The 24,184-nt window shown below is 40.5% G+C and carries 23 protein-coding genes; 6 read left to right on the top strand and 17 right to left on the bottom strand.

Annotated elements, in window-relative coordinates:
- Window positions 1–35 precede the first annotated feature (35 nt).
- The 3 genes from SYJ56_RS23385 (at window position 36) to SYJ56_RS23375 (ending at window position 3,270) form a co-directional block, all read left to right on the top strand.
- Entirely contained in the window at window positions 36–1,334 is a 1,299-nt protein-coding gene (locus tag SYJ56_RS23385) for an ammonium transporter (protein WP_323838491.1), read from the top strand.
- Window positions 1,335–1,427: 93 nt separating this feature from the next.
- Window positions 1,428–2,612, top strand: a complete 1,185-nt coding sequence (locus tag SYJ56_RS23380; RefSeq protein ID WP_323838489.1) for a porin — start codon at window positions 1,428–1,430, stop codon at window positions 2,610–2,612.
- A 292-nt stretch (window positions 2,613–2,904) separates the two neighbouring features.
- Window positions 2,905–3,270, top strand: a complete 366-nt coding sequence (locus SYJ56_RS23375) for a hypothetical protein (RefSeq protein ID WP_323838487.1) — start codon at window positions 2,905–2,907, stop codon at window positions 3,268–3,270.
- A 55-nt stretch (window positions 3,271–3,325) separates the two neighbouring features.
- On the opposite strand, the gene SYJ56_RS23370 is transcribed toward SYJ56_RS23375, so the two are convergent.
- Entirely contained in the window at window positions 3,326–3,700 is a 375-nt protein-coding gene (locus tag SYJ56_RS23370) for a co-chaperone GroES (RefSeq protein ID WP_323838485.1), read from the bottom strand.
- Between the two features lie 126 nt (window positions 3,701–3,826).
- Window positions 3,827–5,752, bottom strand: coding sequence for a molecular chaperone DnaK (dnaK, locus tag SYJ56_RS23365; protein WP_323838483.1), 1,926 nt, complete (start codon window positions 5,750–5,752; stop codon window positions 3,827–3,829).
- Between the two features lie 440 nt (window positions 5,753–6,192).
- On the opposite strand from dnaK, the gene SYJ56_RS23360 reads away from it, so the two are divergent.
- Entirely contained in the window at window positions 6,193–6,999 is an 807-nt protein-coding gene (locus tag SYJ56_RS23360; protein WP_323838481.1) for an MOSC domain-containing protein, read from the top strand.
- A gap of 33 nt (window positions 7,000–7,032) precedes the next feature.
- Here the strand turns inward: SYJ56_RS23360 and hemE are convergent, their stop codons facing one another.
- From hemE to truA, 6 genes are all read right to left on the bottom strand, one after another.
- Window positions 7,033–8,055, bottom strand: a complete 1,023-nt coding sequence (hemE, locus tag SYJ56_RS23355) for a uroporphyrinogen decarboxylase (RefSeq protein ID WP_323838479.1) — start codon at window positions 8,053–8,055, stop codon at window positions 7,033–7,035.
- 115 nt (window positions 8,056–8,170) lie between these two features.
- Window positions 8,171–8,710 carry a hypothetical protein gene (locus SYJ56_RS23350; RefSeq protein WP_323838477.1) on the bottom strand — a complete coding sequence of 180 codons (540 nt, stop codon included), beginning with the start codon at window positions 8,708–8,710 and terminating at the stop codon, window positions 8,171–8,173.
- A gap of 80 nt (window positions 8,711–8,790) precedes the next feature.
- Complete coding sequence (locus SYJ56_RS23345; RefSeq protein ID WP_323838475.1) at window positions 8,791–9,306, bottom strand: hypothetical protein; 516 nt, start codon at window positions 9,304–9,306, stop codon at window positions 8,791–8,793.
- Between the two features lie 117 nt (window positions 9,307–9,423).
- Window positions 9,424–10,005, bottom strand: a complete 582-nt coding sequence (locus SYJ56_RS23340) for a hypothetical protein (RefSeq protein WP_323838473.1) — start codon at window positions 10,003–10,005, stop codon at window positions 9,424–9,426.
- A 129-nt stretch (window positions 10,006–10,134) separates the two neighbouring features.
- The gene (locus tag SYJ56_RS23335) at window positions 10,135–11,907 is read right to left on the bottom strand and encodes an ABC transporter ATP-binding protein (protein WP_323838471.1); all 1,773 of its coding nucleotides are present in this window, start codon (window positions 11,905–11,907) and stop codon (window positions 10,135–10,137) included.
- Between the two features lie 6 nt (window positions 11,908–11,913).
- Window positions 11,914–12,672: a tRNA pseudouridine(38-40) synthase TruA gene (gene truA / locus SYJ56_RS23330; RefSeq protein WP_323838469.1), complete on the bottom strand. Its 759-nt coding sequence runs from the start codon at window positions 12,670–12,672 to the stop codon at window positions 11,914–11,916.
- Window positions 12,673–12,774: 102 nt separating this feature from the next.
- On the opposite strand from truA, the gene SYJ56_RS23325 reads away from it, so the two are divergent.
- Window positions 12,775–13,251 (top strand): DUF4293 domain-containing protein, encoded by a 477-nt coding sequence (locus SYJ56_RS23325; protein ID WP_323838468.1) that lies wholly within the window; start codon window positions 12,775–12,777, stop codon window positions 13,249–13,251.
- 130 nt (window positions 13,252–13,381) lie between these two features.
- Here SYJ56_RS23325 and SYJ56_RS23320 read toward each other — a convergent pair whose 3' ends face one another.
- From SYJ56_RS23320 to SYJ56_RS23310, 3 genes are read right to left on the bottom strand one after another with little or no spacing between them, the layout of a single operon-like run.
- Window positions 13,382–14,140 carry a hypothetical protein gene (locus SYJ56_RS23320; protein ID WP_323838467.1) on the bottom strand — a complete coding sequence of 253 codons (759 nt, stop codon included), beginning with the start codon at window positions 14,138–14,140 and terminating at the stop codon, window positions 13,382–13,384.
- 30 nt (window positions 14,141–14,170) lie between these two features.
- Entirely contained in the window at window positions 14,171–14,854 is a 684-nt protein-coding gene (locus SYJ56_RS23315) for a hypothetical protein (RefSeq protein WP_323838465.1), read from the bottom strand.
- Window positions 14,851–15,381, bottom strand: a complete 531-nt coding sequence (locus SYJ56_RS23310) for an RNA polymerase sigma factor (RefSeq protein ID WP_323838463.1) — start codon at window positions 15,379–15,381, stop codon at window positions 14,851–14,853. The genes SYJ56_RS23315 and SYJ56_RS23310 overlap by 4 nt, the downstream gene beginning before the upstream one ends.
- Before the next feature lie 273 nt (window positions 15,382–15,654).
- Between SYJ56_RS23310 and SYJ56_RS23305 the strand changes: the two genes are divergently transcribed.
- Window positions 15,655–16,755 (top strand): trans-sulfuration enzyme family protein, encoded by a 1,101-nt coding sequence (locus tag SYJ56_RS23305; protein ID WP_323838462.1) that lies wholly within the window; start codon window positions 15,655–15,657, stop codon window positions 16,753–16,755.
- 53 nt (window positions 16,756–16,808) lie between these two features.
- Here SYJ56_RS23305 and SYJ56_RS23300 read toward each other — a convergent pair whose 3' ends face one another.
- The 6 genes from SYJ56_RS23300 to SYJ56_RS23275 all read right to left on the bottom strand — a co-directional run bounded on the left by SYJ56_RS23300 (window position 16,809) and on the right by SYJ56_RS23275 (window position 24,017).
- Entirely contained in the window at window positions 16,809–17,543 is a 735-nt protein-coding gene (locus tag SYJ56_RS23300; RefSeq protein ID WP_323838460.1) for an MBL fold metallo-hydrolase, read from the bottom strand.
- Between the two features lie 462 nt (window positions 17,544–18,005).
- Window positions 18,006–18,374 (bottom strand): DUF2214 family protein, encoded by a 369-nt coding sequence (locus tag SYJ56_RS23295; RefSeq protein ID WP_323838458.1) that lies wholly within the window; start codon window positions 18,372–18,374, stop codon window positions 18,006–18,008.
- A gap of 48 nt (window positions 18,375–18,422) precedes the next feature.
- Window positions 18,423–19,961 carry a YifB family Mg chelatase-like AAA ATPase gene (locus tag SYJ56_RS23290; RefSeq protein ID WP_323838457.1) on the bottom strand — a complete coding sequence of 513 codons (1,539 nt, stop codon included), beginning with the start codon at window positions 19,959–19,961 and terminating at the stop codon, window positions 18,423–18,425.
- Window positions 19,962–20,022: 61 nt separating this feature from the next.
- On the bottom strand, window positions 20,023–20,394 hold the full coding sequence (locus tag SYJ56_RS23285) for a hypothetical protein (protein WP_323838455.1): 372 nt from the start codon (window positions 20,392–20,394) through the stop codon (window positions 20,023–20,025).
- A 29-nt stretch (window positions 20,395–20,423) separates the two neighbouring features.
- A complete protein-coding gene (locus tag SYJ56_RS23280; protein WP_323838453.1) occupies window positions 20,424–22,256 on the bottom strand; it encodes an ABC transporter ATP-binding protein in 1,833 nt (610 codons plus the stop codon).
- 60 nt (window positions 22,257–22,316) lie between these two features.
- Window positions 22,317–24,017 carry a hypothetical protein gene (locus tag SYJ56_RS23275; RefSeq protein WP_323838451.1) on the bottom strand — a complete coding sequence of 567 codons (1,701 nt, stop codon included), beginning with the start codon at window positions 24,015–24,017 and terminating at the stop codon, window positions 22,317–22,319.
- Window positions 24,018–24,184: the final 167 nt, after the last annotated feature.

The raw sequence follows: 24,184 nt of genomic DNA, 5'->3' as shown, positions 1-24,184 counted from the left end.
AATTCTGAGAATTGTTCTTTAACTATATCTAACCTATGAAGTATTTCGCAACACTGTTGGCCCAAGATGTGGCCACAACAATGGATTTGTCAGCCGAGATTGCACAAAATCTCCTCACGACAAACAATGTTTGGATGATGCTCTCCACTGCCTTGGTGTTTATTATGCACTTGGGATTTGCTGGAGTTGAAGCAGGATTTGGCCAAGCCAAAAACACTGTAAACATCTTATTCAAAAATACGATTACCCCCATTATCGGTATTTTATCATATGCCTTTGTGGGATTTTACTTGATGTATCCAGGATTTGAAACCCCAGGATGGTTTGGTTTTGATTCAGCTGGATGGAGTATGTTTTGGTTTTCCCCAGGAGATGCAGATGTGACTACTGGCTACGCGGACGGAGGTTATACGTATTGGACAGATTTCCTGTTCCAAGCTATGTTTGCTGCAACAGCTGCTACAATTGTCTCTGGAGCCATAGCAGAGCGAGTGAAATTATGGGCTTATCTGGTGTTCACCTTACTATATGTAGGTATAGTCTACCCACTAATAGGTAGTTGGAAATGGGGTGGAGGAGCATTGGATGCAATGGGATTCTATGACTTTGCTGGTAGTACTTTGGTTCACTCAGTAGGTGGATGGGGAGCGCTAGCAGGTGTGATTTTAGTTGGCCCAAGAATCGGTAAATATGTAAACGGAAAGACTGTTGACAAGCCTGGAGCGAGTGTTCCGCTAGCAGTGATTGGTGTGTTCTTACTTTGGTTGGGCTGGTTCGGATTCAATGGTGGTTCGGTGCTATCTGCAGATCCAGCATTAGTCTCCTTTGTATTGGTAACTACTTGCCTTGCAGCTTGTGCAGGAGGAATCGGTGGATTTCTCGCCGGAAACTTGGTTTTTAAGCGTCTTGATCTTGGAATGGTCCTTAATGGAGTGCTTGCAGGCTTGGTTGGTATCACTGCTGGTGCTGATGTGATCAATCCTCTATCGGCTGTCTTTGTGGGTTTTGTGGCTGGAATACTAGTAGTGTATTCCGCTGTATTACTGGATAAATTTAAACTTGATGACGTGGTCGGTGCAGTTTCCGTCCACTTGACTTGTGGGATTTGGGGTACTCTGGCAGTGGGTATTTTTTCTACCAATCCTGATCATTCATTTTTCACTCAGCTAACTGGTGTAGCAATCTGTGGGGCTGTTGCTTTCTCTGCTGCTTTCTTAATCTTCTTTGTCCTTAAAAAGACGATGGGTATTCGCGTCTCTGAGGAGCATGAGCGTAGCGGATTGGATTCGCACGAACATGGAATCCGAGGCTATACCATTGTATATGACGAATAGACAATCCATTAGCTGCCAAAGAATAGAAAATCCTAATTCTTTGGCAGCATTAAAACACTAATTATTATTTATAAACCTATACCTATTAAAAACATGAAAAAAATTCAACAATTTATACTAGCATTATTATTTCTTGGTGCGACAAATACATTTGCCCAAGAGGTGGCCGTAATTGAAGAAGAGGAGCAGTCCAAGTTTACATTCTCAGGTTCGGTAGATGCATATTTTCGTACCAATTTAAATGCACCTAATAAAGGGGATAATTTTCAAGCTCCAGCTTCATCCTTTGGTAATCTTCCTGGCTTTTCGTTAGGCATGGCTAATATTATTGCTACCTATGAAGGAGAAAAAATAGGTGCTGTAGCTGATTTGGTATTTGGTCCAAGAGGTGAAGATGCCGTATTTGGTTCTCCATTATATGGAGGCGGTATGGCAGGTAGTTCGCAAATAGTCAATCAATTGTATGTGTATTGGAATGTATCTGATGTAGTGACTTTAACGATGGGTAATTTCAATACATTCTTGGGTTACGAAGTAATTTCTCCAACGGGTAATTTCAACTATTCTACATCTTACATGTTCTCATATGGTCCATTTTCTCATACTGGTTTGAAAGCTGATTTTGCACTTTCTGATAATTGGTCATTGATGGCAGCAGTGATGAATCCTACAGATATGACTGAATTCAATTTAGCTGGTACTTATACAATGGGAGCTCAATTGGGATATTCTACTGATGCAGGAAGTACGTACTTGAATTTTGTATATGGCGATCAAGACGGAAGGCTGGATGTAGATAACGGAGGATTAATTCCAGGTGAAACTTCTATGGGGAATACGTTTCAGGTTGATTTGACGACAGGTTTTAATGTTTCAGATGCAGTTTATTTAGGGGTGAATACTACTTATAATACTACCTCTTCAGGTGAAATTTTCAGTGGGTCTGATGTTCAGGACACGGACGGAGATGGATCTGGTTTTTACGGTTTTGCCGGTTATTTGCAAGCGACTACTTCAGAGAAATTTGCTTTGGGTCTTCGTGGAGAATACTTCAGTGTATTCAATGGTGGACTTGAGGGTGTAGTTGGAGTGGATGGAAATGGTGATGGAAACGTGTTCGCAGTAACTCTTTCAGGAAATGCAAAAGTTCACAAAAACCTAACTCTAATCCCTGAGTTAAGATTAGATTCGATGGGAGAAGATTTCTTTATGAATAAAGATATGAATCCAAGCAAAAGTTTAGCCTCATTTATGCTGGCAGCAGTGTTTGCATTCTAAAAAATATACAGGGTCTATTGTTAAAATTAAGCCGGGATGAATTTCATCCCGGTTTTTTTATTTTCTATGGTTTTCTTTTGAAATCGGGCTTCATTTGAATTGTGTTTTCAAAATACTTAGCCTGTTTGAGCCAATAGCGCTTGTTAAATAAACCTGTTTTAATATGTAATTTCCGTATTTATAAAATTAAATTTTCTTTTTTATAAAAAAAGATATAAAAAATATTGAATATCTGTAACCTATCCTTATCATTTCAGTATATTCCTATATGAGCAACCCAAATATACAATTAATGAAAAGGTCAATATTCCTTGTCATATTTATGATGATTTCCACTTTTGCATTTTCACAAAATGTAACTGGGCCAAAAGCAAAAAATGCTAAGCTTAGTCAAAAGACAAGTAAGTCAATTGCAGTAGTCTATCAGCAAACGCCACTTACATTAAAAGGGCCTGCGGCTAAAAATGCAAAGGTCTGGAATGATGCAGAAAGAAGAATTTATAAAACGGTAAGTTTCCGTGAAAATGTAAACAATCCAAAAGGATTAAAAGCTAAGAATATCAAAGTCTGGGAGGACACTGAATTGGCTGCTGCTGGATCAAAAGCAAGCTATAAAATCCCAAAAACTATGCGGCCTAAAAAATATTGGTGGCATTAAGTAGTGATGGAAAATATAAATACAAAAGGCTCGGTAAGTTCCGAGCTTTTTGTATTTAAAGGTCTTGCTCTCTTTCGAGCATTAATATAGCACCCTGAGAGACGATAAAATACTTATCCCCTTCATAAATTACTTCATGAGCTCCCGAAAGTAGGAATATAGCTAAGTCGCCTTCCTTTGCTTGTAGGGGAACATATTTAATTTTTTCTTCACTATCCATCCAAGGCTCATGATCATCTGTAGCTACTGGGATAGGATACCCTGGGCCAGCTTTGATGATGTAGCCCTGCTGTACTTTTTCTTTTTCCTGAACCCCTGGAGGTAAGTATAAACCTGAACCTGTTTTCTCATTCGGCTTTTTCAACCGAATTAAAACCCGGTCACCTACTACAATGAGTTTCTTTAGTTTATTGTCAGATGTCAATTGCATAGCTATAGTATTCTTTAGTAATAGTTGAGGGCCAAGAATCGTAATCTAAAGATCTTGGTTCTGTAACTAAAAAGGCACCTGATTTTACACAGATGCCATTTTAACTTGATTTAGCTTAAGGAGCTACTATTTTTTTTCTTCTTCGCTTACTTCTTCGTAATCGACATCAGATACTCCATCACCAGTATCAGCAGAACCTGTTCCAGCAGTTGGTTCAGCTCCAGCTGCTCCAGCACCCTCAGCGCCTGCAGCATTGTACATTTCTGTAGATGCAGCTTCCCAAGCTTTGTTCAATCCTTCCATTGCAGAGTCGATTCCCTCAAGGTTTTGAGATTGATGAGCTGCTTTAAGAGTTTCTAGTGCTCCAGAAATTGCAGTTTTATTTCCTTCAGAAAGCTTATCTCCGTATTCTTTCAACTGCTTCTCAGTTTGGAATACTAAGCTATCAGCCTGATTTAACTTGTCAATTTTTTCTTTTTCAGCTTTATCAGTAGCCGCATTTGCTTCAGCTTCAGACTTCATTCTGTCTATTTCTTCCTGAGAAAGTCCTGAAGAAGCTTCAATCTTGATCTTTTGCTCTTTGCCAGTTCCTTTATCTTTTGCAGATACATTTAGGATACCGTTAGCATCAATGTCGAAAGTTACTTCGATTTGAGGTACTCCTCTTTGTGCTGGTGGAATGTCAGAAAGCTGGAATCTACCGATGCTTCTGTTATCCTTAGCCATTGGTCTTTCACCCTGAAGAACGTGTATATCCACAGCTGGCTGATTATCTGCAGCAGTTGAGAATGTTTCAGATTTCTTTGTTGGTATAGTTGTGTTAGCCTCTATCAATTTGGTTAATACACCACCCATTGTTTCGATACCTAGAGAAAGTGGAGTCACATCCAAAAGTAGAACATCTTTCACTTCACCAGTCAATACGCCACCTTGGATTGCAGCGCCAATTGCTACCACCTCATCTGGGTTTACACCTTTAGAAGGTTTTTTACCGAAGAACTTCTCAACTTCTTCCTGAATTTTAGGGATTCTAGTCGAACCACCTACTAAGATCACTTCATCTATATCGGAAGGGCTCAAGCCAGCATCTGCCAAAGCTTTTTTACATGGCTCCATGGACCTTCTTACCAGATCTTCAGAAAGTTGCTCGAACTTCGCTCTACTCAATGTTCTCACCAAGTGTTTAGGACCGGTTTGAGTTGCAGTAATGTAAGGCAAGTTGATCTCTGTAGATGCAGAACTAGAAAGCTCAATTTTAGCTTTTTCAGAAGCTTCTTTCAATCTCTGTAAGGCCATTGGATCTTGTCTAAGATCAATTTGCTCCTCAGACTTGAACTCTTCAGCTAACCAGTTCATGATAACCTGATCAAAATCATCTCCTCCTAAGTGTACATCACCATTTGTAGATTTCACTTCGAAAACACCATCGCCAAGTTCCAATACTGAAATATCGAATGTACCACCTCCAAGGTCATACACAGCGATCTTCATGTCCTTGTGCTTTTTGTCCATACCGTATGCCAAAGCCGCAGCCGTAGGCTCGTTGATGATTCGCTTCACTTCAAGACCGGCGATCTGTCCAGCTTCTTTAGTAGCTTGACGCTCAGAATCATTAAAGTATGCAGGTACAGTAATTACTGCTTCTGTAACGGCCTGTCCCAAGAAATCCTCTGCTGTAGTCTTCATTTTCTGAAGGATCATTGCAGAAAGCTCTTGTGGCGTATAAGATCTGTCACCAATCTTCACTACAATAGTGTCGTTGGATCCTTTTTCTACTTTATATGAGGCATGTTTTTTCTCTTCAGAAACTTCAGAGAATCTTTTGCCCATAAATCTTTTAACTGAGGAAATAGTGTTGGCAGGGTTAGTAATTGCTTGACGTTTTGCAGGGTCACCTACTTTACGCTCACCGTTTCCGTTGTCAAGAAAAGCCACAATAGAAGGTGTGGTTCTTCTTCCCTCACTGTTTTGAATGACTACGGGTTCGTTACCCTCCATCACTGCTACGCAGGAGTTGGTTGTTCCTAAGTCAATGCCTATGATTTTTCCCATGATTATATGTTTTTAAGTTTTTTTCAAATTGATACTACTCCCTTTCTTCAATGGATGTGCCATCTGGAAAATCACGGAGTTTTGTGTCACATTGGCAGGAGAAATGACATATGCCAGAGGGAAAAACTACTGAATTGTCATTTATGTGTTGAAGTGAAAACTACAAACTGACAGTTTTTTAGAAATAGTGCCTTGAAGTTGCAACCAATTAACCCGGATATGCATCTACTAGTTATAATGAAACCATTTTTTAGGGGAAATATGAACGAACGATGCCGATGGTGCCTAGTGATTGTGCTGGGAGTAGCAATACTCACAGTCAATAGAGAATTTGAAATAGTAGCTTCGATGTGGACTTATTTTAAAGGATTTGTTTCTGTCGTTAAAATTTTTTTCATCTGAAGAAGGCGTTTTCTAGCATAGAGACTTATTTTTAGAACATGCCAGAACCTCTAGTTATTCAAGACTTATATATTTATCCAATTAAATCTCTCGCCGGAGTGCGCCTTATGGTAGCCAAAGTGGAAGAAAAGGGATTTGAACTCGACCGGCGATGGATGCTGATTGATGAAACTGGTCAATTTCTGTCTCAGCGTTCCTTTCCGCTTATGGCAATGCTCCATGTTGAAATTGGAGTCGATTCTCTTAGAGTATACCACATCTCGAATCCAAGCGATTTTATACATATCCCAATTGCAGAGGAAGGAGACGCAATCTCTTCTGTGACAGTATGGGATGATGAGATGCCAGCTCGGCTGGTCAATCCGAAAATTGATCATTGGTTTAGCAAGACGCTAGGTAGGAATGTTCGCTTGGTGAAAATGCCTGATACCACAGAGCGAAAAGTAGATCCAAGATATGCTGTGAATGGAGAATCGGTGAGTTTCGCCGACGGAATGCCTTACCTACTTATTGGCCAGGAATCACTAGAAGATCTAAACTCCAGATTAGAAACTCCTGTACCTATGAATCGCTTTCGGCCAAACATTGTCTTTTCGGGTGGAGAGTCTTTTGCGGAGGATTCTTGGAAAAAAATGCAAATTGGTGACCTATACTTCCAAGTTATTAAACCATGTGCTCGCTGTATCATGACTACTGTGGATCAAGAAACAGGTATAAAAGCTGCTGAGCCGCTGAAAACTTTGGCTACTTATAGAAAAGTGGGTAACAAAATACTTTTTGGACAAAATATGGTGGCGTTGTCAAGTGGGATTATAAAAGTTGGAGATAAAATTAAGTCAATATAAAATAAAATAAGGAGCCTTGAAGCTCCTTATTAATCACTTAAAATCTTTTACAGTCTGTATGAATACCTTGACCATTTCGGGGTCAATATCCGGATATACCCCATGGCCAAGGTTGGCAATGTGGCGGGTTCCACGAAATTGTTCCATCATTTCAACGGTCGCTTCACGCACCTGATCGGCCGTACCATATAGTGCCGCAGGATCTAGATTCCCCTGTAATGTTTTAGTAGAACCGATTAACTTCCTTGATTCTGCGATTCCCATATTCCAGTCCAAACCAATTGTTTCGCAATTCAATTTGCCCATTTCTTCTCTGGCGAAAAATGCTCCTTTGGCAAATACGGTTTTCGGAACTGTAGTAATAGCATCACAGATCTGAGAGATATATGGCAAGGAAAATTCAGCGTATTGCTTTGGACCCAATATCCCAGCCCAACTATCGAAAAGTTGAACCAATTGCGCACCTGCTTCGATCTGTGCTTTTAGGTAGTTGATAGTGCTATCAGTGATCATTTGTAGCAGTTTGCGAGAAAATGCTGGTTGAGTGTACAGCATTTCTCTGGCTGCTGAGAACGTTTTACTGCCATGTCCTTCCACCATGTAGGAGAAAATAGTCCATGGCGCACCCGCAAAACCAATTAAAGGAACCCGTCCATTCAGCGCTGTTTTTGTGATGGAAATAGCATCTGTTACGTATTGTAGCTCCGAGCCATCTGAAATATGCAGCTTCTTCAGATCAGCTTCTGACTTTACAGTATTTGGAAATAAGGGGCCTCTTTTTTCTACCATTTCATAGGGCAGTCCCATAGCTTCAGGAATCACCAAAATGTCTGAAAAAATAATCGCAGCATCCACACCTAATAAATCGACGGGTTGAATAGTCACTTCCGCAGCAAGTTGTGGAGTCTGAGCAAGCTCAATGAATCCACTTACACTTTCTCGTACTTTTCTGTATTCTGGTAAAATTCTACCCGCTTGGCGCATCAGCCAAACTGGTGTTCGTTCGGTAGGTTCGCCTTTGGCGGCTCGAAGTAAGAGGTCGTTTTTCAAATACATGGGGCAAAGATAAGCGCCAAATTATTTTTGGCAGGTAAAATAAGCACATAAAAAAACTGGACCTATGTCAGACATCGATCCAGCTTGTGTTAAATAGTTGGTATAGTGTACTCTTTTATTTCTTAGATTCTATTCTTACGAAGTCATCTTCCGAAATGTTTAGAAGTTCCATCGTTCCTTCATAATCTGTGTAATCTACTCGAGCGCTGATTAAATCAGATGGAACTACGACTACTCTGAAAAGAACATCTGTAGTCCAATAAGTGTCTAGACTGGAGAAGTCTATCGGCGAATTGTCCATGAAGATGCTAAAGTCATCTAATGTATAGTCAAAATTATACACCAAAATACCATCTTCAAAGTAGAAAGTCTGCGGTAACAGTCTCCATCCAAAAGCGCCTTCAGCCGCAGGATTCTCCTCAAGCATGTAGACAAGTACTGCGTCTCCATCGACTAATGGTTCTGTGAAATCAAAAAAATCAGCGTAATTATTTTCAGCAGTAAAGTCAATTTCCACTTCATAAGTTGTACCTACGATATTTATACCAGGCTCACCATCAAAACCAGGAGGTCCCTGTGGGCCTTCAGGACCTTCGCATGCTTGGAATACTACCAGCCCGAAAAGAGCCAAAATTAAAACGTTGATATTTTTCATAGGAGTAGTTTGTTAAGGTTAATAAGATTCTTTCACGAATTGTGCCAAGAAATAGTTGGTTAAAAATCCTTAACAACTTGTTATTTGATTGGAGCAATCACTTGAACTTCCTCTTCCGAAATGATTTTATCAATATAAACACCGCTTAGTTCCAACTGATTTTCTTTGGCAAATTCTAACAGTTTTTCAATCACGGTATCTGGACTGGGCATCACCCATTTATTGCTTTTGATTTTAGCGAGTAAATAATTTCCATTTTCAAAGGATCGAAACTCTAAATCAGTAATGGGTAGGGTTTGATTGATGCCCACAAAAACAATCATGGTGTCAAGTTTGCCAGCGGGCTCCACTTCATAAATGGTATGAAGGTAGCTTCCGGGATGTCGTCCTTTCTGAGTTTCCATCCTTTCGAAAACCTTCCCTAATTCTTCATTTCCCGGAATCCCTCTGTAGGTTATGCCGGCAAGATTTTCAGGCTTATTTTCCACTAGCTGAATATCGATTGGTGCATTTCCACCTAATTTTTGAAACCCCCAATATCCTACAATTGCGAGAACTGATAGAGCTGCGATGGCTAATATCAATACCTTTTTCATGTGTTTATAATTGTTTTTCAAAGGTCATATAGCCTGTCCCGAACTTGATTCGGGAGAATCTTGCACGGTGAATAATCACCCCTCTGTGTGTCGCTTTCGACATGCTCGATTTCATCCTTAGAAAATGTATCGAACACCTATACCGCCCTGTCCTTTGATGTGACCTATGCGGTCAATTAGTTCTAGGAAAAAGCCCACTTCTCCAAAAACAGAGATGGGTACATCATCAAAATAATATTCAGCTCCAATAAATGCTTCTGGTCCAAAATCAACATTAGTGCGGCTGTCATTTTTTATTAGAGAAGAAGTTTGTCCGTCCCCGTAAGAATAAGTGACTTTGGTAGTTCTCAGTTGAATACCTGCACCACCATAGGCAAGTAGGTATCCTTCTGTGATCCCAAATACATCAGTAATATCCTCATGATAGGCAGAGCGTACATTGAAGGAGACGCCTTTTTTCGCACCGTGAGAAATATAAAATGCATTGGACTCTGGCAGGTTGCTTTCAAAGTCTTTTTGATAATAGCTTGCCCCGTTTATACCTGCGCTTCCTATCATTCCTTCGATAGAGATGTATTCGGAGATAAAATCTTTGTAAGTAATAGAAAGAGGTTCACCAAGACGGATTCCGATTCCTCTTTCTTGGGCTAAACTGACAAATGGTAATAATACCAATAAGGTAATTAAGGTGTGTTTCATGTGTTTATAGTTGGTTTTTAAAGGTCACATTGAATCTCGCAGGTCTTGTAATCATTCCTCCGTGTGACGTCTGCGTCATGCTCGATTTTACTTGATATATAGGTTTTGTATTAGAAATCAAAAATCAGGCTAGATCGCCATTGTCTTGAGTTGCATCTGATGCAATTGGGTGTAGTAACCGCCTAATTCTAGTAAAGAATCATGAGTGCCCGTCTCTACAATTTCCCCTTTATTAAGGACAATGATTTTATGCGCTTTTTGAATAGTGGAAAGTCTATGGGCAATTACGATGGAAGTTCTTCCAGTCATCATAGTCTCAATAGATTCTTGGATCAATTCTTCTGTTTCTGTATCTACCGATGAAGTAGCTTCATCCAGAATGATAATTTCGGGATTGTAAACCATTGCTCGCACAAAGGAAATAAGTTGGCGTTGCCCAACCGAAAGTGTAGCTCCACGCTCCATCACATTGTAATCAAGTCCTCCCGGGAGTCTTTCTATAAACCTTTTTGCGCCAGCCAGTTCTACAGCATACATCACTTGTTTGCGGGTGATGTCTGGATTACCCAACGTGATATTGTAGAAAATTGTATTAGAAAAAAGGAAAACATCCTGAAGAACTACTCCTATGTGCTTGCGCAAAGTATCAAGTTCAAATTCCCGGATATCGTGTCCATCTATGGATATATTGCCTTTGTTGATTTCATAGAATCTAGAGATCAAATTAATTATTGAGGATTTACCTGCCCCTGTTGCGCCTACCAATGCGACAGTTTGTCCTGATTCTACTTCAAAGCTGATGTCTTTCAGTACATAGTCTTCGTCTACATAGGAAAACCAGACATTTTCCAATACTATATTACCTTTGACTTTAGTAGGCTTGAAATCACCTTCATTTGCAATATGCTCATCGCTTTTAAGCAGTTTAAAAATACGAGAGGAGCTAACTACGCCCATTTGCAGTGTGTTGAATCGGTCAGCAATCATTCGTATTGGCCGGAAGAAAAGCTGCAAATACATGATAAAGGAGATTAAAACTCCGATTTCAATGTCCATCCCCAATACTCCCACAGCACCATACCAAACCACTAGCCCAATTCCTATAGCTTGGATAATTTCTGCTACTGGAAAATAAATGGAATAATATAGAACAGAGCGTATGTGTGCTCTTCTGTGCTCCTTGTTTATTTCTTTAAACTTTTCAAATTCCCGTTCCTCCCGATTGAAAATCTGCACGATGTTCATTCCAGTGATATGTTCTTGGAGAAAGGAATTCAAATTGGAAACAGCGTTTCTTACATCATTGAAGGTTACTTTGATCTTTTCCTTAAATACATAGGTGGAAATAATCATGAGCGGCAAAGTGCACAAACTCACCAAAGTAAGTTTCCAATCGATGTAAAACATAACGCCTAGAATAGTAACCAGCTGAAGTAAATCTCCAATAATCGCCGCTAAGCCTTCAGAGAATACATCAGCGAGCGTTTCTATATCAGAAATGTTTCTGGTGACCAATCTCCCAATTGGCGTATTGTCAAAGAATTTTAAGCGAAGCTTGAGTAGGTGCTTATAGAGATTCACTCTTATATCCCGGATAATTACCTGACCTATCCAGCCTGAGTAAAAGGTATGAGCCCATTGGACCAAGGCCTGCAAAAACATTAATCCTATAAGGAGATAAATGATTTTTAAAAGTCCTGCTGCATCACCTACAGCCACATAATCATCTATTGCTATCTGAATAAAATAAGGGCGAGTTGGTGCCAAAACGGCAAGAGCTATGGTAAGAAAAATCAGAAAATAGAATTGAGGCTTGTATGGCTTTACATAACCGTATAGCTGCTTGAGTACTTTCGAATCGACGATTTCGCCGGAGGGGGTTTTTTCTTGTTCTAGGCTCAAGGTAAACTAGTCTAAATAAATGTCTTCTGAATATTCAATATGGCTTAAAAATAGCCCTCTTGCAGGAGCTGATTTTCCCGCCTTTTCCCGATTGCGTGATTCTATGATTTGATGCATTTCCGCAGGTTCCATTTTCCCAAGGCCAATATCTACAAGTGTTCCCACAATTGCTCTTACCATTCCACGCAAAAATCGGTTTGCAGTTATATGAAATTGCAATTCTCCCTCTTTTTGTTCCCAATGAGCCGATTTTATTTCACATCGGAAATGTTTAACTGCTGTATGCACCTTACTAAAGCACTCAAAATCCTGGTGTTTCAAAAGTATTTTGGCAGCTTCATTCATTCTATCAATATCTGGATTGAAGTAATGTCTCCACACATAATCTTCCAGAAAAGGGCTTTTTTGCAAAATCATCCGATAAACGTAGGATCTGCTTTTGGCGCTAAAGCGAGCATGTGCATCCGCTTTCACCTCCCGGATAGAATTAATCGAAATGTCCTTTGGCAATATACCATTGATAGCCCGAATGAACTTTTCTCTTTCGATTTCCTGCAAAGGTTCAAAATGACAAATCTGCATGCTTGCATGCACTCCTGTATCCGTACGTCCACTCCCCATCACTGAGATTGGCTTTCTGAAGTAAGTGGAAAGCCCAGCTTCCAGAGCTTCTTGGACAGTAAATGCATTTTCCTGAATTTGCCAGCCATGATAGCACGTGCCTTTGTAACTAATGTTCAGGAAATATCTTTTGCGCTCACTCATACGGTTGCAAAGATACTATTCCCAATCAAATCACGGTGAGAAACCTGCTTTCCTTGTTAATGAAGTCATAAGACCTTTTCTTTGCCAAAAAATCAGAAAGAAATGATCCAGCGCTTACAATCAATTTTCCTTTTCCTAGTGGCTGTGGCCATGGGATTGACTTTAGGCTTAGACCTATGGACTCAAGAAGTAGCCGATTCCGGTATAACTTGGAAACTCAACGCATTGTTTTTAGAGCAGAGTAGTTCCACAGGTGAAATACTTCAATCCACATCTAACTGGTATATCGCTGCATTGGCTTCATTTGTAGGTCTTATGGCTATTATTTCGATCTTCCAATATAGAAACCTCGGTAGACAAATGATGATTAATATGGTCAATTCCCTGTTGATGGTAGGACTTGTTGTAATTGTTTTTTTGACTACAAATGATGTGAATAAAGAAATGGCTGCTGCGGATAATGGCAACTATCAAATTGGATTTTGGGCGATTTTGGCAGCGATGGTTTGTAATATGCTTGCCAATCGATTTATAAGAAAAGATGTGGCTTTGCTTAAATCAGTGGATAGAATTAGGTAAGCCCTAAGTTGGGTGACAGAAGTTCACGTCTTTGCGAGCGACAAGGGAGCGAAGCAATCTCATTAAATACTCAAACGAAAAAAGCCAGCAAATCGCTGGCTTTTTTCGTTTGTTAAATGATTTGATCATATTACCAGAACCTAATACCCACAGTAGGATAGAAGGTTTTGAAGTTCTCGGTGCTGATCACCCCAACCTGGATGGAGATGTTTTTGCTCAATTTTCTATTATAATACGCTTGCATCGTGGTACCACTGAATAGTTGGCTTTTGTCTTCATTGATCAAATAGCCTACACCAAATGTATTTCTGCGCGGGCCTTGCAGGTTTCCAAATTCCCAGGCAAATTCTGCATTTGCAAACCAATTACTGTTCACCTTAACGTTGTTTTCCACCCGCTCAGGAAAATAAACCGTGTTGGTGATGGATCCTCCAAGTGAGAAATTACGCCAATTGACAAGTGCCCGGAACCCGACTACCGGTGTGAAATCCCCTCCTGTATGGTCCAAACCCACGGGAAAAGTCATTTCCAGACTATCTACATATGGGACATACTTTTTTTCAATCTGATGTTTTACAGTTTTTAGACTTGTGGGGGTAAAGTTCTCCCCAATTCTATAAGCGAGAGTGGTAAACTCTGGAAAGTCTGTTGCTTTGCGAAGCAAAGGTTCAAACTCTTCAGTCAATTCATCTGCTGTGAATTCCGTGTCATTGAAATATAGCACTAAGGCACTTTCATTTGGGAAATCAAATACCAAGGTGTCTGTTATTGGCCAATCCTTATCCAGCCATTCTTGATTTGAATTTGAAATTTCGTTTTCTACCTGTTGGGCCATGGTTTGAGAAGCACATAGCAATGCCAGGAAAGGAACTAATAATAGTCGTTTCATAATATTCTTTTTTATAGAAGTTTCAGTGAATTATTGCTTTTGAAATTTGATTTTTATCGAATTCTTTGAAGGATCTGCTCTGCCGGTTTGTTGAAAAGTGATTTGCTCTGGATCACTTGCGCCGAAGGTTGTTCTGATTTTACTTTTTTCCTGTATTCCCCAAGAAATCCGGACTTTGTGCAATGTCTCGGGTTCCTCTGCTTCTAGAGAAGGAGCAATTATCAATTCTGAGACAAATTTATTTTTTGTATCCAAATCAGGTAAGTCCAACTTAGGAAACACGATAGGATTAGTTGTTTCTCTGTCGCTTAACTTCTTTTGAGTTATGTTCGGTTTAGGATTATCTGGCTCAATTTGTTTGAATTTCTCCTCTGAGGATTCTGGTTGAATTGTCGTTTGTTGATCAAGTAAATGGGCTTCTGGAATTTGTACGTTTATGTCAGTAACCAATTGAGTTTCCGTTTCTTTTTCTCCAAACTGTAAATAAGCGATTCCAGAAAGCACCAGTATCAATCCAATAGAAGCTGCTACCATTCCATATTTCCATAGTGGGATTACAGGTGTTTTTCGGTCAAGTTTACTTTCTATTGCATTCCAAAGATCCATTTTCGGCGTTCTCTCAGGAAGATTTTCGGCGTGCTCTTTTACCTGCGAATCAAAATCCTTCCGCTGCTGAATCTTACTCCATAAATCTGGTTTTGGGCTATATTTCATGCTTGCAGTAGTTTAGTAATTCGCTTTCTCAGGAGCGTTTTGGCATAGTTCAATTGAGATTTCGATGTGTTTTCTGATATTCCCAGCATAGTAGAAGCCTCCCGATGAGAATAGCCTTCTACTGATAAAAGTAGAAATACTGCTCTCGCCCCGGTAGGCAAGCTTTCGATGGCTTGATCAAGCATTTCTGCATCAAACCAGGAATCAAACGTGTCGTTGGTTTCCTTTTCCGCATCTTCGATCGGTTCAAAATGGATTTTCTTCCTAGTCTGCGAAATTGCCTTTCGAATCGTGATCGTTTTCATCCAAGCCAATAAAGCTTCTGGATGTTTTAATGAATGGATTTTCTGGAAAATCTCAACGTAAGAATCCTGTAGCACGTCGTTTGCCTCATCCTCATCATTGACTATTCTAAAGCAAGCCGAATAAAGCATGCCTTTGGTCAATTCAAAAAGCTGAAACTGCGCAGACCTGTCGCCTTTGAGGACATTTGATATTAGGTTTGTGTCTAGCTTTTGAGGACTCATAGAATTGATTTGTACTTTAAAGAGTTACTTGGCAGGTAAAAGGTTGGAATGTAACTCAAAGTTTTTTTCAGACTTCAGGGCATTTTACAAATTCTTTTCGGGGTCAACCGAAATAATGGTAATTTCAAGTTCAGCCTTTTGCAAGTATTAACAATCAGCATATGAAATCGAGCATTACTCAACCGACACACAGAAGGATGGTCATCAACCATGCGAGATTCCACCCCGATTTTCGGGACAGGTTATGGCCTTTAAAAGACAAATTATAATCATATGAAACTCGAAACACTCGCCATACATGGAGGAAATATCGTCACGGATTCTGAAAGGCCAGTCGTGCAGCCAATCACTCTGAGTACTACCTTTATTCATCAGCCAGAGTCGATGATCTATGCGAGGGCAAATAACCCGAACCGACATGCACTGGAGCAATTGTTGACAGGATTGGAAAAAGGCTCTGATGCAGCGGCTTTCTCCTCGGGCAATGCAGCAGGAGTGGCGGTTTTCCAAGCATTGGAGCCTGGATCCCATATTATCGCACCTGATGATATGTATCATGGGTTAAAAAATGCGATCCTTTCCATTTTCAAAGGAATATTGGAAGCTACTTTCGTAGACATGACCGATTTGGGAGAGGTAGAAAGTGCCTTCAAATCAAACACAAAATTGGTTTGGATGGAGACGCCTTCAAATCCCTTATTGAAGATTACTGATATCAGTGCGGTCGCAAAAATGGCTAAAGAAAAGGGGACAATGGTTGCTTGTGACAATACATTTGCTACTCCCGTTTTTCAGAATCCAATTGTTTTTGGAGTAGATATCGTGATGCATTCCAGTACCAAATATTTTGGAGGGCATTCGGATATTTTAGGAGGTGCATTGATTACCAAAGAAACAGACGAGTTTTGGGAGAAAGTGAAAAATGTGCAGATCAGTGGAGGCGCGGTGCCTTCGCCAATGGATTGTTATTATCTGTGCAGAAGTATCAAAACTTTGCCTTATCGAATGAAAGGTCATGCTGAGCATGCGATCGTCCTAGCTAATTTTCTTTCAACTCATGAGGCTGTCGAAAAGGTTTATTATCCTGGGTTGAAAACTCACCCAGGACATTTGATTGCCGCTAATCAAATGACAGGATTCGGAGGAATCGTCTCTTTTCAGGTCAAAGGTGACGCAGATGATGCTGATCGGGTGATTTCCAAACTTAAATACTTTACCAATGCAACAAGCCTTGGAGGGGTGGAAAGTTTGATCGAGCGTAGAGCTGCAAGTGAAGGTCCAGATACCTTGACTCCTCAGAATTTAATCCGTGTATCAGTGGGATTGGAGCATTTGTATGATTTACTGGAGGATATGGAAGAGGCGCTGAAATGAAAAAAGGGGGAATAAAAATGAATCTAATCCCCCTTTTTTACATGGGATTTAGCTTAATCGTACCAATTTCTTAGACGTACATCTACACTTGGTGCGGATTCATTTACTAAGGTTTTGAATTTTTCCACATCGCCTAAGCCATCGGTTCCACGATAGTGAAAAGGATAGACTACCGCCGGTTGAAAAGCTACAACTGCACTTGCTGCTTGCTCCACATCCATGGTGTAGGGCATATTCATGCAGACAAAGGCTACATCGATATTTTTCAGTGTTCTCATTTCAGGAATGTCCTCAGTGTCACCTGAGATATAGATTTGCTTTCCGCCTAAAGTTACAATGTATCCATTTCCCCGTCCTTTTGGGTGACGGCTATCCTCAGTTTCTGGGAGGTTGTACATTGGGATCGCTTTAATAGTAATTTTATTAATGGTTTTAGATTCACCATTGCCTATAACTTCTACTTTCATTCCCGTACCTGAAGTCAGTTTGTCCGCAACTGCTTGTGGGGCGACAATAGTTGCACCTGAAAGATCTAACCCATCCAATGTTTCTTGATTGAGATGATCCCCATGGATATCCGTAATCAATACCAAAGTCGGTTTTTTCTGACCTTTGAAAGCGTCAGCACCTCCATAAGGGTCAACGTAGATAATCTGATCCCCATGCTCCAAGACCAAAGTACCATGGGTGATAGGACTGATTGTGATGTCGCCATTATTTGCGGGAATTATATCTTGGGCAAAGACACCAAATGAGATAAATAGTAAAAGAAAAGTGAAGTATTTCATGAGCGATTATGTTAGTTTAAATATGAGGAAAAGATTGGTGTCAGATAATAGAATGATTTTACTAAAAGGCTAAGATCGTTTTTGATTTCAATGTGATCTTGCCTGTCACTGTTCGTTGAAGCTGTTATAGCCCTCTTTATATCCTGCTTTAATTGCTTTTACACTACCATCCCAATCATATATTGTTTCAAATAAAAAGAAAGCAAATATGCCGAGCATGAAGAATATCAAATCTCTTTTTGTGATTCATTTCATCTTTTTATAATTTTTTTTTTTAAAGGTCACACGGAATCTCTCATTATGGATATTCATCCCACTGTGTCGCTGACGACATGCTCGATTTCATGATAAAGACTAGTTGTTCGTAAGAGGAATTTAGGAATATTTTTTAAAAACTTCCGATTCCTTTTGCCATCAACCCTGCCAAAAGCGGAATAGTAAATAACAATAGAAGTTCAAACCTCAGCAGCATAAAGATTGTTTTTGGAATAGGCACGACTTCATCGGGATTTCCTTTTCTGTTTTTGCAAAGAATACCGTCGGGTAAATGGAAAGAATTCCTATCATCGCAAAAAGTGTGATTTTGATATGGAAGATAAAATTTTGGGTATAAAACTCAGGCGGCTTTCCATATCCTCCCAGCCAGAGCGTAAGTCCAACTGCCAAAAGTATGAGAGCCGCCATTCCATAAACCCCGTCTATAGTGGCAATTCTCTTGATTTCTTTTCGAGAAAGCTCCTTCTTCAGCAAAAGATGTTCAGAAACCAGCGATCCCACGATCGCAAATATGCAGATAAAATGAAGGTAGCGGAGGAGGATTTCGGAGGTCATTGATAGATGATTTCAAATGTATAATTTTAAATTTCAAATTTCCTTCTTTCACCCAGCCCAGCCTTCACGGTCCAAACTTCTATACTGAATAGCTTCGGCAAGATGCTCGACTTTGATCTCTTCACTGCCGGAGATGTCGGCAATGGTGCGCGCCACTTTCAATATTCTGTCATATGCTCTGGCAGACAAACCCAATCGCTCCATGGCAGTTTTCAACAGCATTTTTCCAGCTTCATTGATCTGACAAATTTGCTTAGTGAGATGTGAGGGCATCATGGCGTTGCAGAAGACCTCAGGGTTTCCCTTAAATCGTTCTTTCTGGCGCTCACGACCTCGGATTACACGTTCGCGGATCTCCTTACTGGATTCGGTTTTGCGAGTGGAGGTCATTTCGTCAAACTTCACTGGCGTTACTTCCACATGGAGATCTATACGATCCAAAAGCGGCCCTGAGACTTTATTCAAATACCGTTGTACTATTCCAGGCCCGCAAACGCATTCTTTGTCTGGGTGATTGTAATAGCCGCATGGACATGGATTCATGCTGGCGATGAGCATAAAGTTGGCGGGGAAATCCACCGAAACCTTAGCTCTGGATATCGTAACCCTTCGCTCTTCCAGCGGCTGTCGCATGACTTCTAATACAGTGCGTTTGAACTCAGGTAGCTCATCTAGAAAAAGTACGCCATTATGGGCTAGAGAAATCTCTCCTGGCTGAGGATTTCCACCACCGCCGACTAAAGCGACATCGCTGATCGTGTGATGTGGAGATCGAAATGGACGATTTGCTAGTAATGATCCGTTTTTGCCAAGCTTACCGGCAACGGAATGTATCTTGGTTGTTTCCAGAGCCTCCACCAAAGTCAGGGGAGGAAGAATAGAAGGCAGGCGCTTGGCAAGCATGGTCTTTCCAGCACCCGGTGGGCCAATCATGATCACATTGTGTCCGCCTGCTGCAGCGATTTCCATCGCCCGCTTGATATTTTCCTGACCTTGCACATCTGCAAAATCAAATTCAATATCATCCAAGGAATGGTAGAAAATCTCACGGGTATCAGTTACTAGTGGCTCTATTTGCAATTCACCCATCAAAAAATCAGTGGCTTGCTGCATTGTTTCCACACCGATGATGTCCAAACTATTCACTATCGAAGCTTCTTTGGCATTTTCTACAGGAAGGATAAAACCCTTAAAGCCCTTTTTTCTGGCTTCTATGGCGATAGGAAGTACGCCTTTGATGGGTCGCAGATTTCCATCCAGCGAAAGCTCTCCCATAATCACGTAATCTGCTAAAGCGGGGAATTCGACTTGCTCAGAAGCTTGCAAGATCCCCATTGCAATAGGTAGATCATAAGCAGAACCTTCTTTACGGACGTCTGCCGGAGCGAGATTGATTACTACTTTTTGTCGTGGCATTCTGTAGCCAAAGTATTTCAGGGCACTTTCCACCCGCTGTTGAGATTCCTTTACGGCAGAATCGGGTAGGCCTACCATGAAAAAATTGGTTCCTTGCCCTACGTTTACCTCGATGGTGATAATATTCGCATCTACGCCCGATACTGCACTTCCAAAAGTTTTTGCTACCATAACATTAAAAAAGGAGACCTTATTAGTCTCCTCAATATACTAGTTTGATAAATTTAATAACTTACTTATCAGTAAAATTTTGTCTTGGAGGAATATTACTTTGATCCGGATCGGTCGTAGGAATATTTGGTCTCGCAGATGGCTTTGTATGTACTACAGGGTGCTCGAAATCATAGATCTTGGCCTTAAGTGCATGAGTTTCGTTTTCCATTTTTTTGATCTGGGAAGAAAGACTGCTGTATGCCGCATAGCTACTTCCCCAAGCGGCAAGAAATAGAATTAAGCCAATCATAGTAATTGTTACCATGGAATCTGATGTGATTTCTTCCATTCCAAAGAGTCCGCCAAGGGTATCGAAAGCAATGAAGAAAATAAGAAAAGCACCAAAATAGACCAAAAGGGCTATTTGAAGGATTTGGTGAAGTTTTTTCATGGGTTTTAAAATTAGTTTTAACGAATATACTAAACCGACTGTATAGTAGAAAGTTTCTGATACAAGCCTTCAATTTGACTCAAATCAGTATGAGTCCCTCTTTGGACAATTTCTCCCCGCTCGATGACCAAAATCTCATCGGCATGCTGAATGGTGCTGAGCCTATGTGCAATGACAAGTGTGGTTCTATTACTCATTAGTTTGGTAAGTGCTTCTTGTACCAAATGCTCTGATTCTGAATCCAGCGCCGATGTAGCCTCATCAAGGATTAAAATTGGAGGGTTTTTCAAAACGGCCCTGGCAATGCTAAGACGCTGCCTTTGTCCGCCTGAGAGTTTAGAACCTCGCTCCCCAATGCTGGTTTGATAGCCATCCTCCATTTTCACGATAAACTCATGTGCGTTGGCAATTTTCGCAGCTTCCAATACTTGCTCTTCGGTCGCTTCTTCTATTCCAAATGCGATGTTATTGAATACCGTGTCATTAAATAGGATGGATTCTTGCGTCACTATTCCCATCAGACTACGTAAATCTTTTAAGTTGAAATCTTTTAAGTTTCTCCCATCCAGCAAAATTTGACCTTCACTAGGATCATAGAAACGTGGCACAAGATCAGCTAAAGTGGATTTTCCTCCTCCCGAAGGCCCTACCAGTGCAATGGTTTTTCCTCGCTCAAGTGTAAAATTGATGTTTTTCAAGACCAGTTGATCTTCGTAAGCGAAACTTACATCATTGACTTCAACAGAATGCTCAAACTTATTCAAAACAGCTGGAGAAGCTGGAGAAGTAATTTGTGAAGGTGTATCTACAACAGTGAAGACCCGCTCTGCTGATGCAATACCTCTTTGAATGCTACTTACTGCCCGGGATATTTCCTTAGCAGGATTTAAGACCTGGGTGAAAATAATAATATAGGTGATAAAATCCGAAGCTCCCAAATCTGAGCTGCCGCTCAATACCATGCTGCCACCATAAACTAGAATTCCAGCGACTACGAATACACCCAAAAACTGAGAAATAGGAGAGGCCAGTTCATTCTTTCGGGCCATGTTTACATTCACATCTGCATAAAAGTCAGTCTCTCCATCAAATTTCTTTTTCATAAAACCTTCCGCATTGAAGGCTTTGATCACGCGCATTCCGCCAAGGGTTTCATCTAGTATATTTACGATCCGACCGAGAGATTGCTGGCTTTGAACTGCTTTTTTCTTCAGTCTTCTGGTGATACCACCGATGATGGCTCCAGAGATAGGAATAATCAAAATGGTGAAAAGTGTCAATTTCACTGACATGAAAAACAGTACTGAAAAATAAAGGATGATCGTTGCTGGCTCCCGGAAAACCACACGAAGGGACTGCACAATCGTGTTTTCCACTTCCTGCACGTCATTAGTCATCTTGGACATCAGGTCTCCTTTTCTCTCATTGGAAAAATATCCGATGTGTAAACTGCTGACATGCTCAAAAATATCCATACGCATGCGCTTGATGACGATTGCACGCACCTTGGCTAAGACTACTCCTGATAGATAGGTGAAAAGATTTGACAGGAAGACGGAAACTACGATGATAATACAGACATAAAATAAAGTCCCCATTTTGCCATATTCTTCTGCGACCTGAAGGAAATTGTAATTGAAAAGATGGGTGAAGTACTCAATCGAAAAACTGAATTCAGGTTTGTCTGCATATTGCGTGAGCGACTCAGGATCTACTTGCTCGAAGATTACATCGAAAAGTGGCTTCAGTAATGTGAAATTCAGCAGTCCAAATACGATAGACAGAAAGGCGTAAATGATATAAGTAGGCACGAATTTTCCATAAGGCTTGGCATAGGAAAGTATTCGCAGGTAAGTCTTCATAAACTAATATTCGTGGAATAATCTCGCAAGGTACGCAAAAATGAAAGCTGAGGTTCCTCTTTAATAGTTGTAATCCGGTCTGATAAAGTTCCAACGAAGGGCCAGCTGCAAGTATTGAGTGGTCTCTGGGCTGTCTAGATCCTGAGCAGTTCTCCGTCTGAAAGTATGTGATGCATCAACAAAGAAATTATGGCGAAGCATATAGCTGGCATTCAGATTTGTCTGGATTACCTTATTTTCTATTCCTTGGCCGATTTCATTGCCAAATAATCCTGTCGGACTTCCCTCAAGTCTGTTTTTCAGGACATCACCACCCCAGTTTGTTGCCTCATCCAGATCTGCTCCATAGAGTTGGTACATGGTGAGGAAGGTAAGATTCAGTTTTGGAATAGGTTGGTATCTAATGATTCCCAGCATTTCACGGAAGTTTGCTCCCCTCGGATGGGTCAGCGGTGTCCGCCAATTGCTGTACGATTGATAATCTGTTTTCTCCTGAAATGTGTAGGGTCTGGCAGAATTGTATTCTAATTGCAAGTCAAGATTAGAGACTTTGAACAGATCAATGTATTTGAAGCCGGCTTGGATTCCGTATTTATTTCGCTTAGAGCCTTTGCCATCTTGGCCGAAAAACTCAGAGAATACAAATTCGTCTAGTGCAAATTGTCCATAAAGCTGCATGGAAGGATAGAAATTCCATTTTCCATCAAATCCCAGCATAACCTTGTCTGGGGTTCCCAAGGACTGTTCCACCCAGCGGTAAAAGACAATAGGATTGTAGTAATTGAAATCTGCTTTATCTGTCATCACTGACTCGAAGAATCCTAGATTTAGGTTTTTGCCTACATTGAAACCTAGACGGTGGAAGGAGAACCATTTCTGAGGATATCGACCGTCAGTAGGTCTACCTCTATCATAATCCACATCGGCAGTCATCTGTGTCCAGATATTTGTTAGTTGGAACTTCCATACCTGCGTATTTAACTTCACAAACATGTAAGGATTAGAAAAGTCAGATAACAAAAAAGATCTATAGCCTTCCCCGATAAAGTTTCGGTCATGACCGACTTCCACTTGAATATGCTTAGTGATATTGAAACTCACATGTCCCAAAGCTGAGAAATAGCTATAACCGTCAGCATTATATTCTTTCCAAAAACCTTCTCCGGGAACAGCGCCATTGTGCTCTGCATAGCCTTTTACCCAGCTTGGAAAAAATGCTTCTGATGTGGTGAAATATGTGTAAAAACCCACTTTCTTATCAATTGATCCACGAAGAACTAGTCCGCGGGAAAGTCGATTTGGGTTTTGATCGTTGTCTGGCTCTACGCCTCCATTTAGGTAAATGACAGGACTCACATGAATATCAAATTCTTCACTATAATAATGTGCGAAGTCTCCCGGTCGTTTGTAAAGTCCTTTAAGGAAAGGTTTTTTTGATTCAGGGGTTTCTCTGCTGACAAATTCCCAATTGTCCTGACTCAAATAAGCCAGATTGAACTGATCAGATCTAGAACGGATAACGGCATGTCCTGAGAGGCTATCTAAGTATGCAGCCACATGATCTCTTCTGTAAGGCTTTGCTCCAGTGTGGAAATTGGCATTGTTTCTTCCCTGCAAGATCTCATATCGTTCGATTTTCTGATAATAATCCCGATCAAATGGGATGTAGCTTCCTTGTGCAAAGGTAAAAAGTGGAAGAAAAAACAGGCTTAATAAAATAAGCAGCTTAGGGCTTAGGTTGTGTTTGTATGGCTTTAGCATTGGCTAAATCTAAAAAACATTCCTGAAAATGGAATACTATTGGGGATGATTGAAATGAAGGTAATTCAGCTAAAGCACCTAGTTGAGACAGTATTTTCGATTCTAATTGGCCTTGATTCTTATTTATTTTTGAGTCAAAAGCCCTTCTTTTGTGCTCTAAAATCCAT

The organism is Algoriphagus aurantiacus, assembly GCF_035156405.1.
In the GTDB taxonomy this organism is placed as follows: Bacteria; Bacteroidota; Bacteroidia; order Cytophagales; family Cyclobacteriaceae; genus Algoriphagus; species Algoriphagus aurantiacus.
The sequence above is the reverse complement of the archived record's forward strand: the minus strand, read 5'-3'. Positions and strand labels throughout refer to the sequence as shown.

Excerpts from the sequence above, each read along its gene's own strand:
- SYJ56_RS23275 (WP_323838451.1), bottom strand. The coding sequence starts at position 24,017 with ATGCTAAAGCCATACAAACACAACCTAAGCCCTAAGCTGCTTATTTTA.
- SYJ56_RS23370 (WP_323838485.1), bottom strand. The coding sequence starts at position 3,700 with ATGCAATTGACATCTGACAATAAACTAAAGAAACTCATTGTAGTAGGT.
- SYJ56_RS23290 (WP_323838457.1), bottom strand. The coding sequence starts at position 19,961 with ATGGTAGCAAAAACTTTTGGAAGTGCAGTATCGGGCGTAGATGCGAAT.
- SYJ56_RS23385 (WP_323838491.1), top strand. The coding sequence starts at position 36 with ATGAAGTATTTCGCAACACTGTTGGCCCAAGATGTGGCCACAACAATG.
- SYJ56_RS23375 (WP_323838487.1), top strand. The coding sequence starts at position 2,905 with ATGAAAAGGTCAATATTCCTTGTCATATTTATGATGATTTCCACTTTT.
- SYJ56_RS23325 (WP_323838468.1), top strand. The coding sequence starts at position 12,775 with ATGATCCAGCGCTTACAATCAATTTTCCTTTTCCTAGTGGCTGTGGCC.
- SYJ56_RS23310 (WP_323838463.1), bottom strand. The coding sequence starts at position 15,381 with ATGAGTCCTCAAAAGCTAGACACAAACCTAATATCAAATGTCCTCAAA.
- truA (WP_323838469.1), bottom strand. The coding sequence starts at position 12,672 with ATGAGTGAGCGCAAAAGATATTTCCTGAACATTAGTTACAAAGGCACG.
- SYJ56_RS23315 (WP_323838465.1), bottom strand. The coding sequence starts at position 14,854 with ATGAAATATAGCCCAAAACCAGATTTATGGAGTAAGATTCAGCAGCGG.
- SYJ56_RS23285 (WP_323838455.1), bottom strand. The coding sequence starts at position 20,394 with ATGAAAAAACTTCACCAAATCCTTCAAATAGCCCTTTTGGTCTATTTT.
- SYJ56_RS23380 (WP_323838489.1), top strand. The coding sequence starts at position 1,428 with ATGAAAAAAATTCAACAATTTATACTAGCATTATTATTTCTTGGTGCG.
- SYJ56_RS23350 (WP_323838477.1), bottom strand. The coding sequence starts at position 8,710 with ATGAAAAATATCAACGTTTTAATTTTGGCTCTTTTCGGGCTGGTAGTA.
- SYJ56_RS23305 (WP_323838462.1), top strand. The coding sequence starts at position 15,655 with ATGAAACTCGAAACACTCGCCATACATGGAGGAAATATCGTCACGGAT.
- SYJ56_RS23340 (WP_323838473.1), bottom strand. The coding sequence starts at position 10,005 with ATGAAACACACCTTAATTACCTTATTGGTATTATTACCATTTGTCAGT.
- hemE (WP_323838479.1), bottom strand. The coding sequence starts at position 8,055 with ATGTATTTGAAAAACGACCTCTTACTTCGAGCCGCCAAAGGCGAACCT.
- dnaK (WP_323838483.1), bottom strand. The coding sequence starts at position 5,752 with ATGGGAAAAATCATAGGCATTGACTTAGGAACAACCAACTCCTGCGTA.
- SYJ56_RS23345 (WP_323838475.1), bottom strand. The coding sequence starts at position 9,306 with ATGAAAAAGGTATTGATATTAGCCATCGCAGCTCTATCAGTTCTCGCA.
- SYJ56_RS23360 (WP_323838481.1), top strand. The coding sequence starts at position 6,193 with ATGCCAGAACCTCTAGTTATTCAAGACTTATATATTTATCCAATTAAA.
- SYJ56_RS23300 (WP_323838460.1), bottom strand. The coding sequence starts at position 17,543 with ATGAAATACTTCACTTTTCTTTTACTATTTATCTCATTTGGTGTCTTT.
- SYJ56_RS23295 (WP_323838458.1), bottom strand. The coding sequence starts at position 18,374 with ATGACCTCCGAAATCCTCCTCCGCTACCTTCATTTTATCTGCATATTT.
- SYJ56_RS23320 (WP_323838467.1), bottom strand. The coding sequence starts at position 14,140 with ATGAAACGACTATTATTAGTTCCTTTCCTGGCATTGCTATGTGCTTCT.
- SYJ56_RS23280 (WP_323838453.1), bottom strand. The coding sequence starts at position 22,256 with ATGAAGACTTACCTGCGAATACTTTCCTATGCCAAGCCTTATGGAAAA.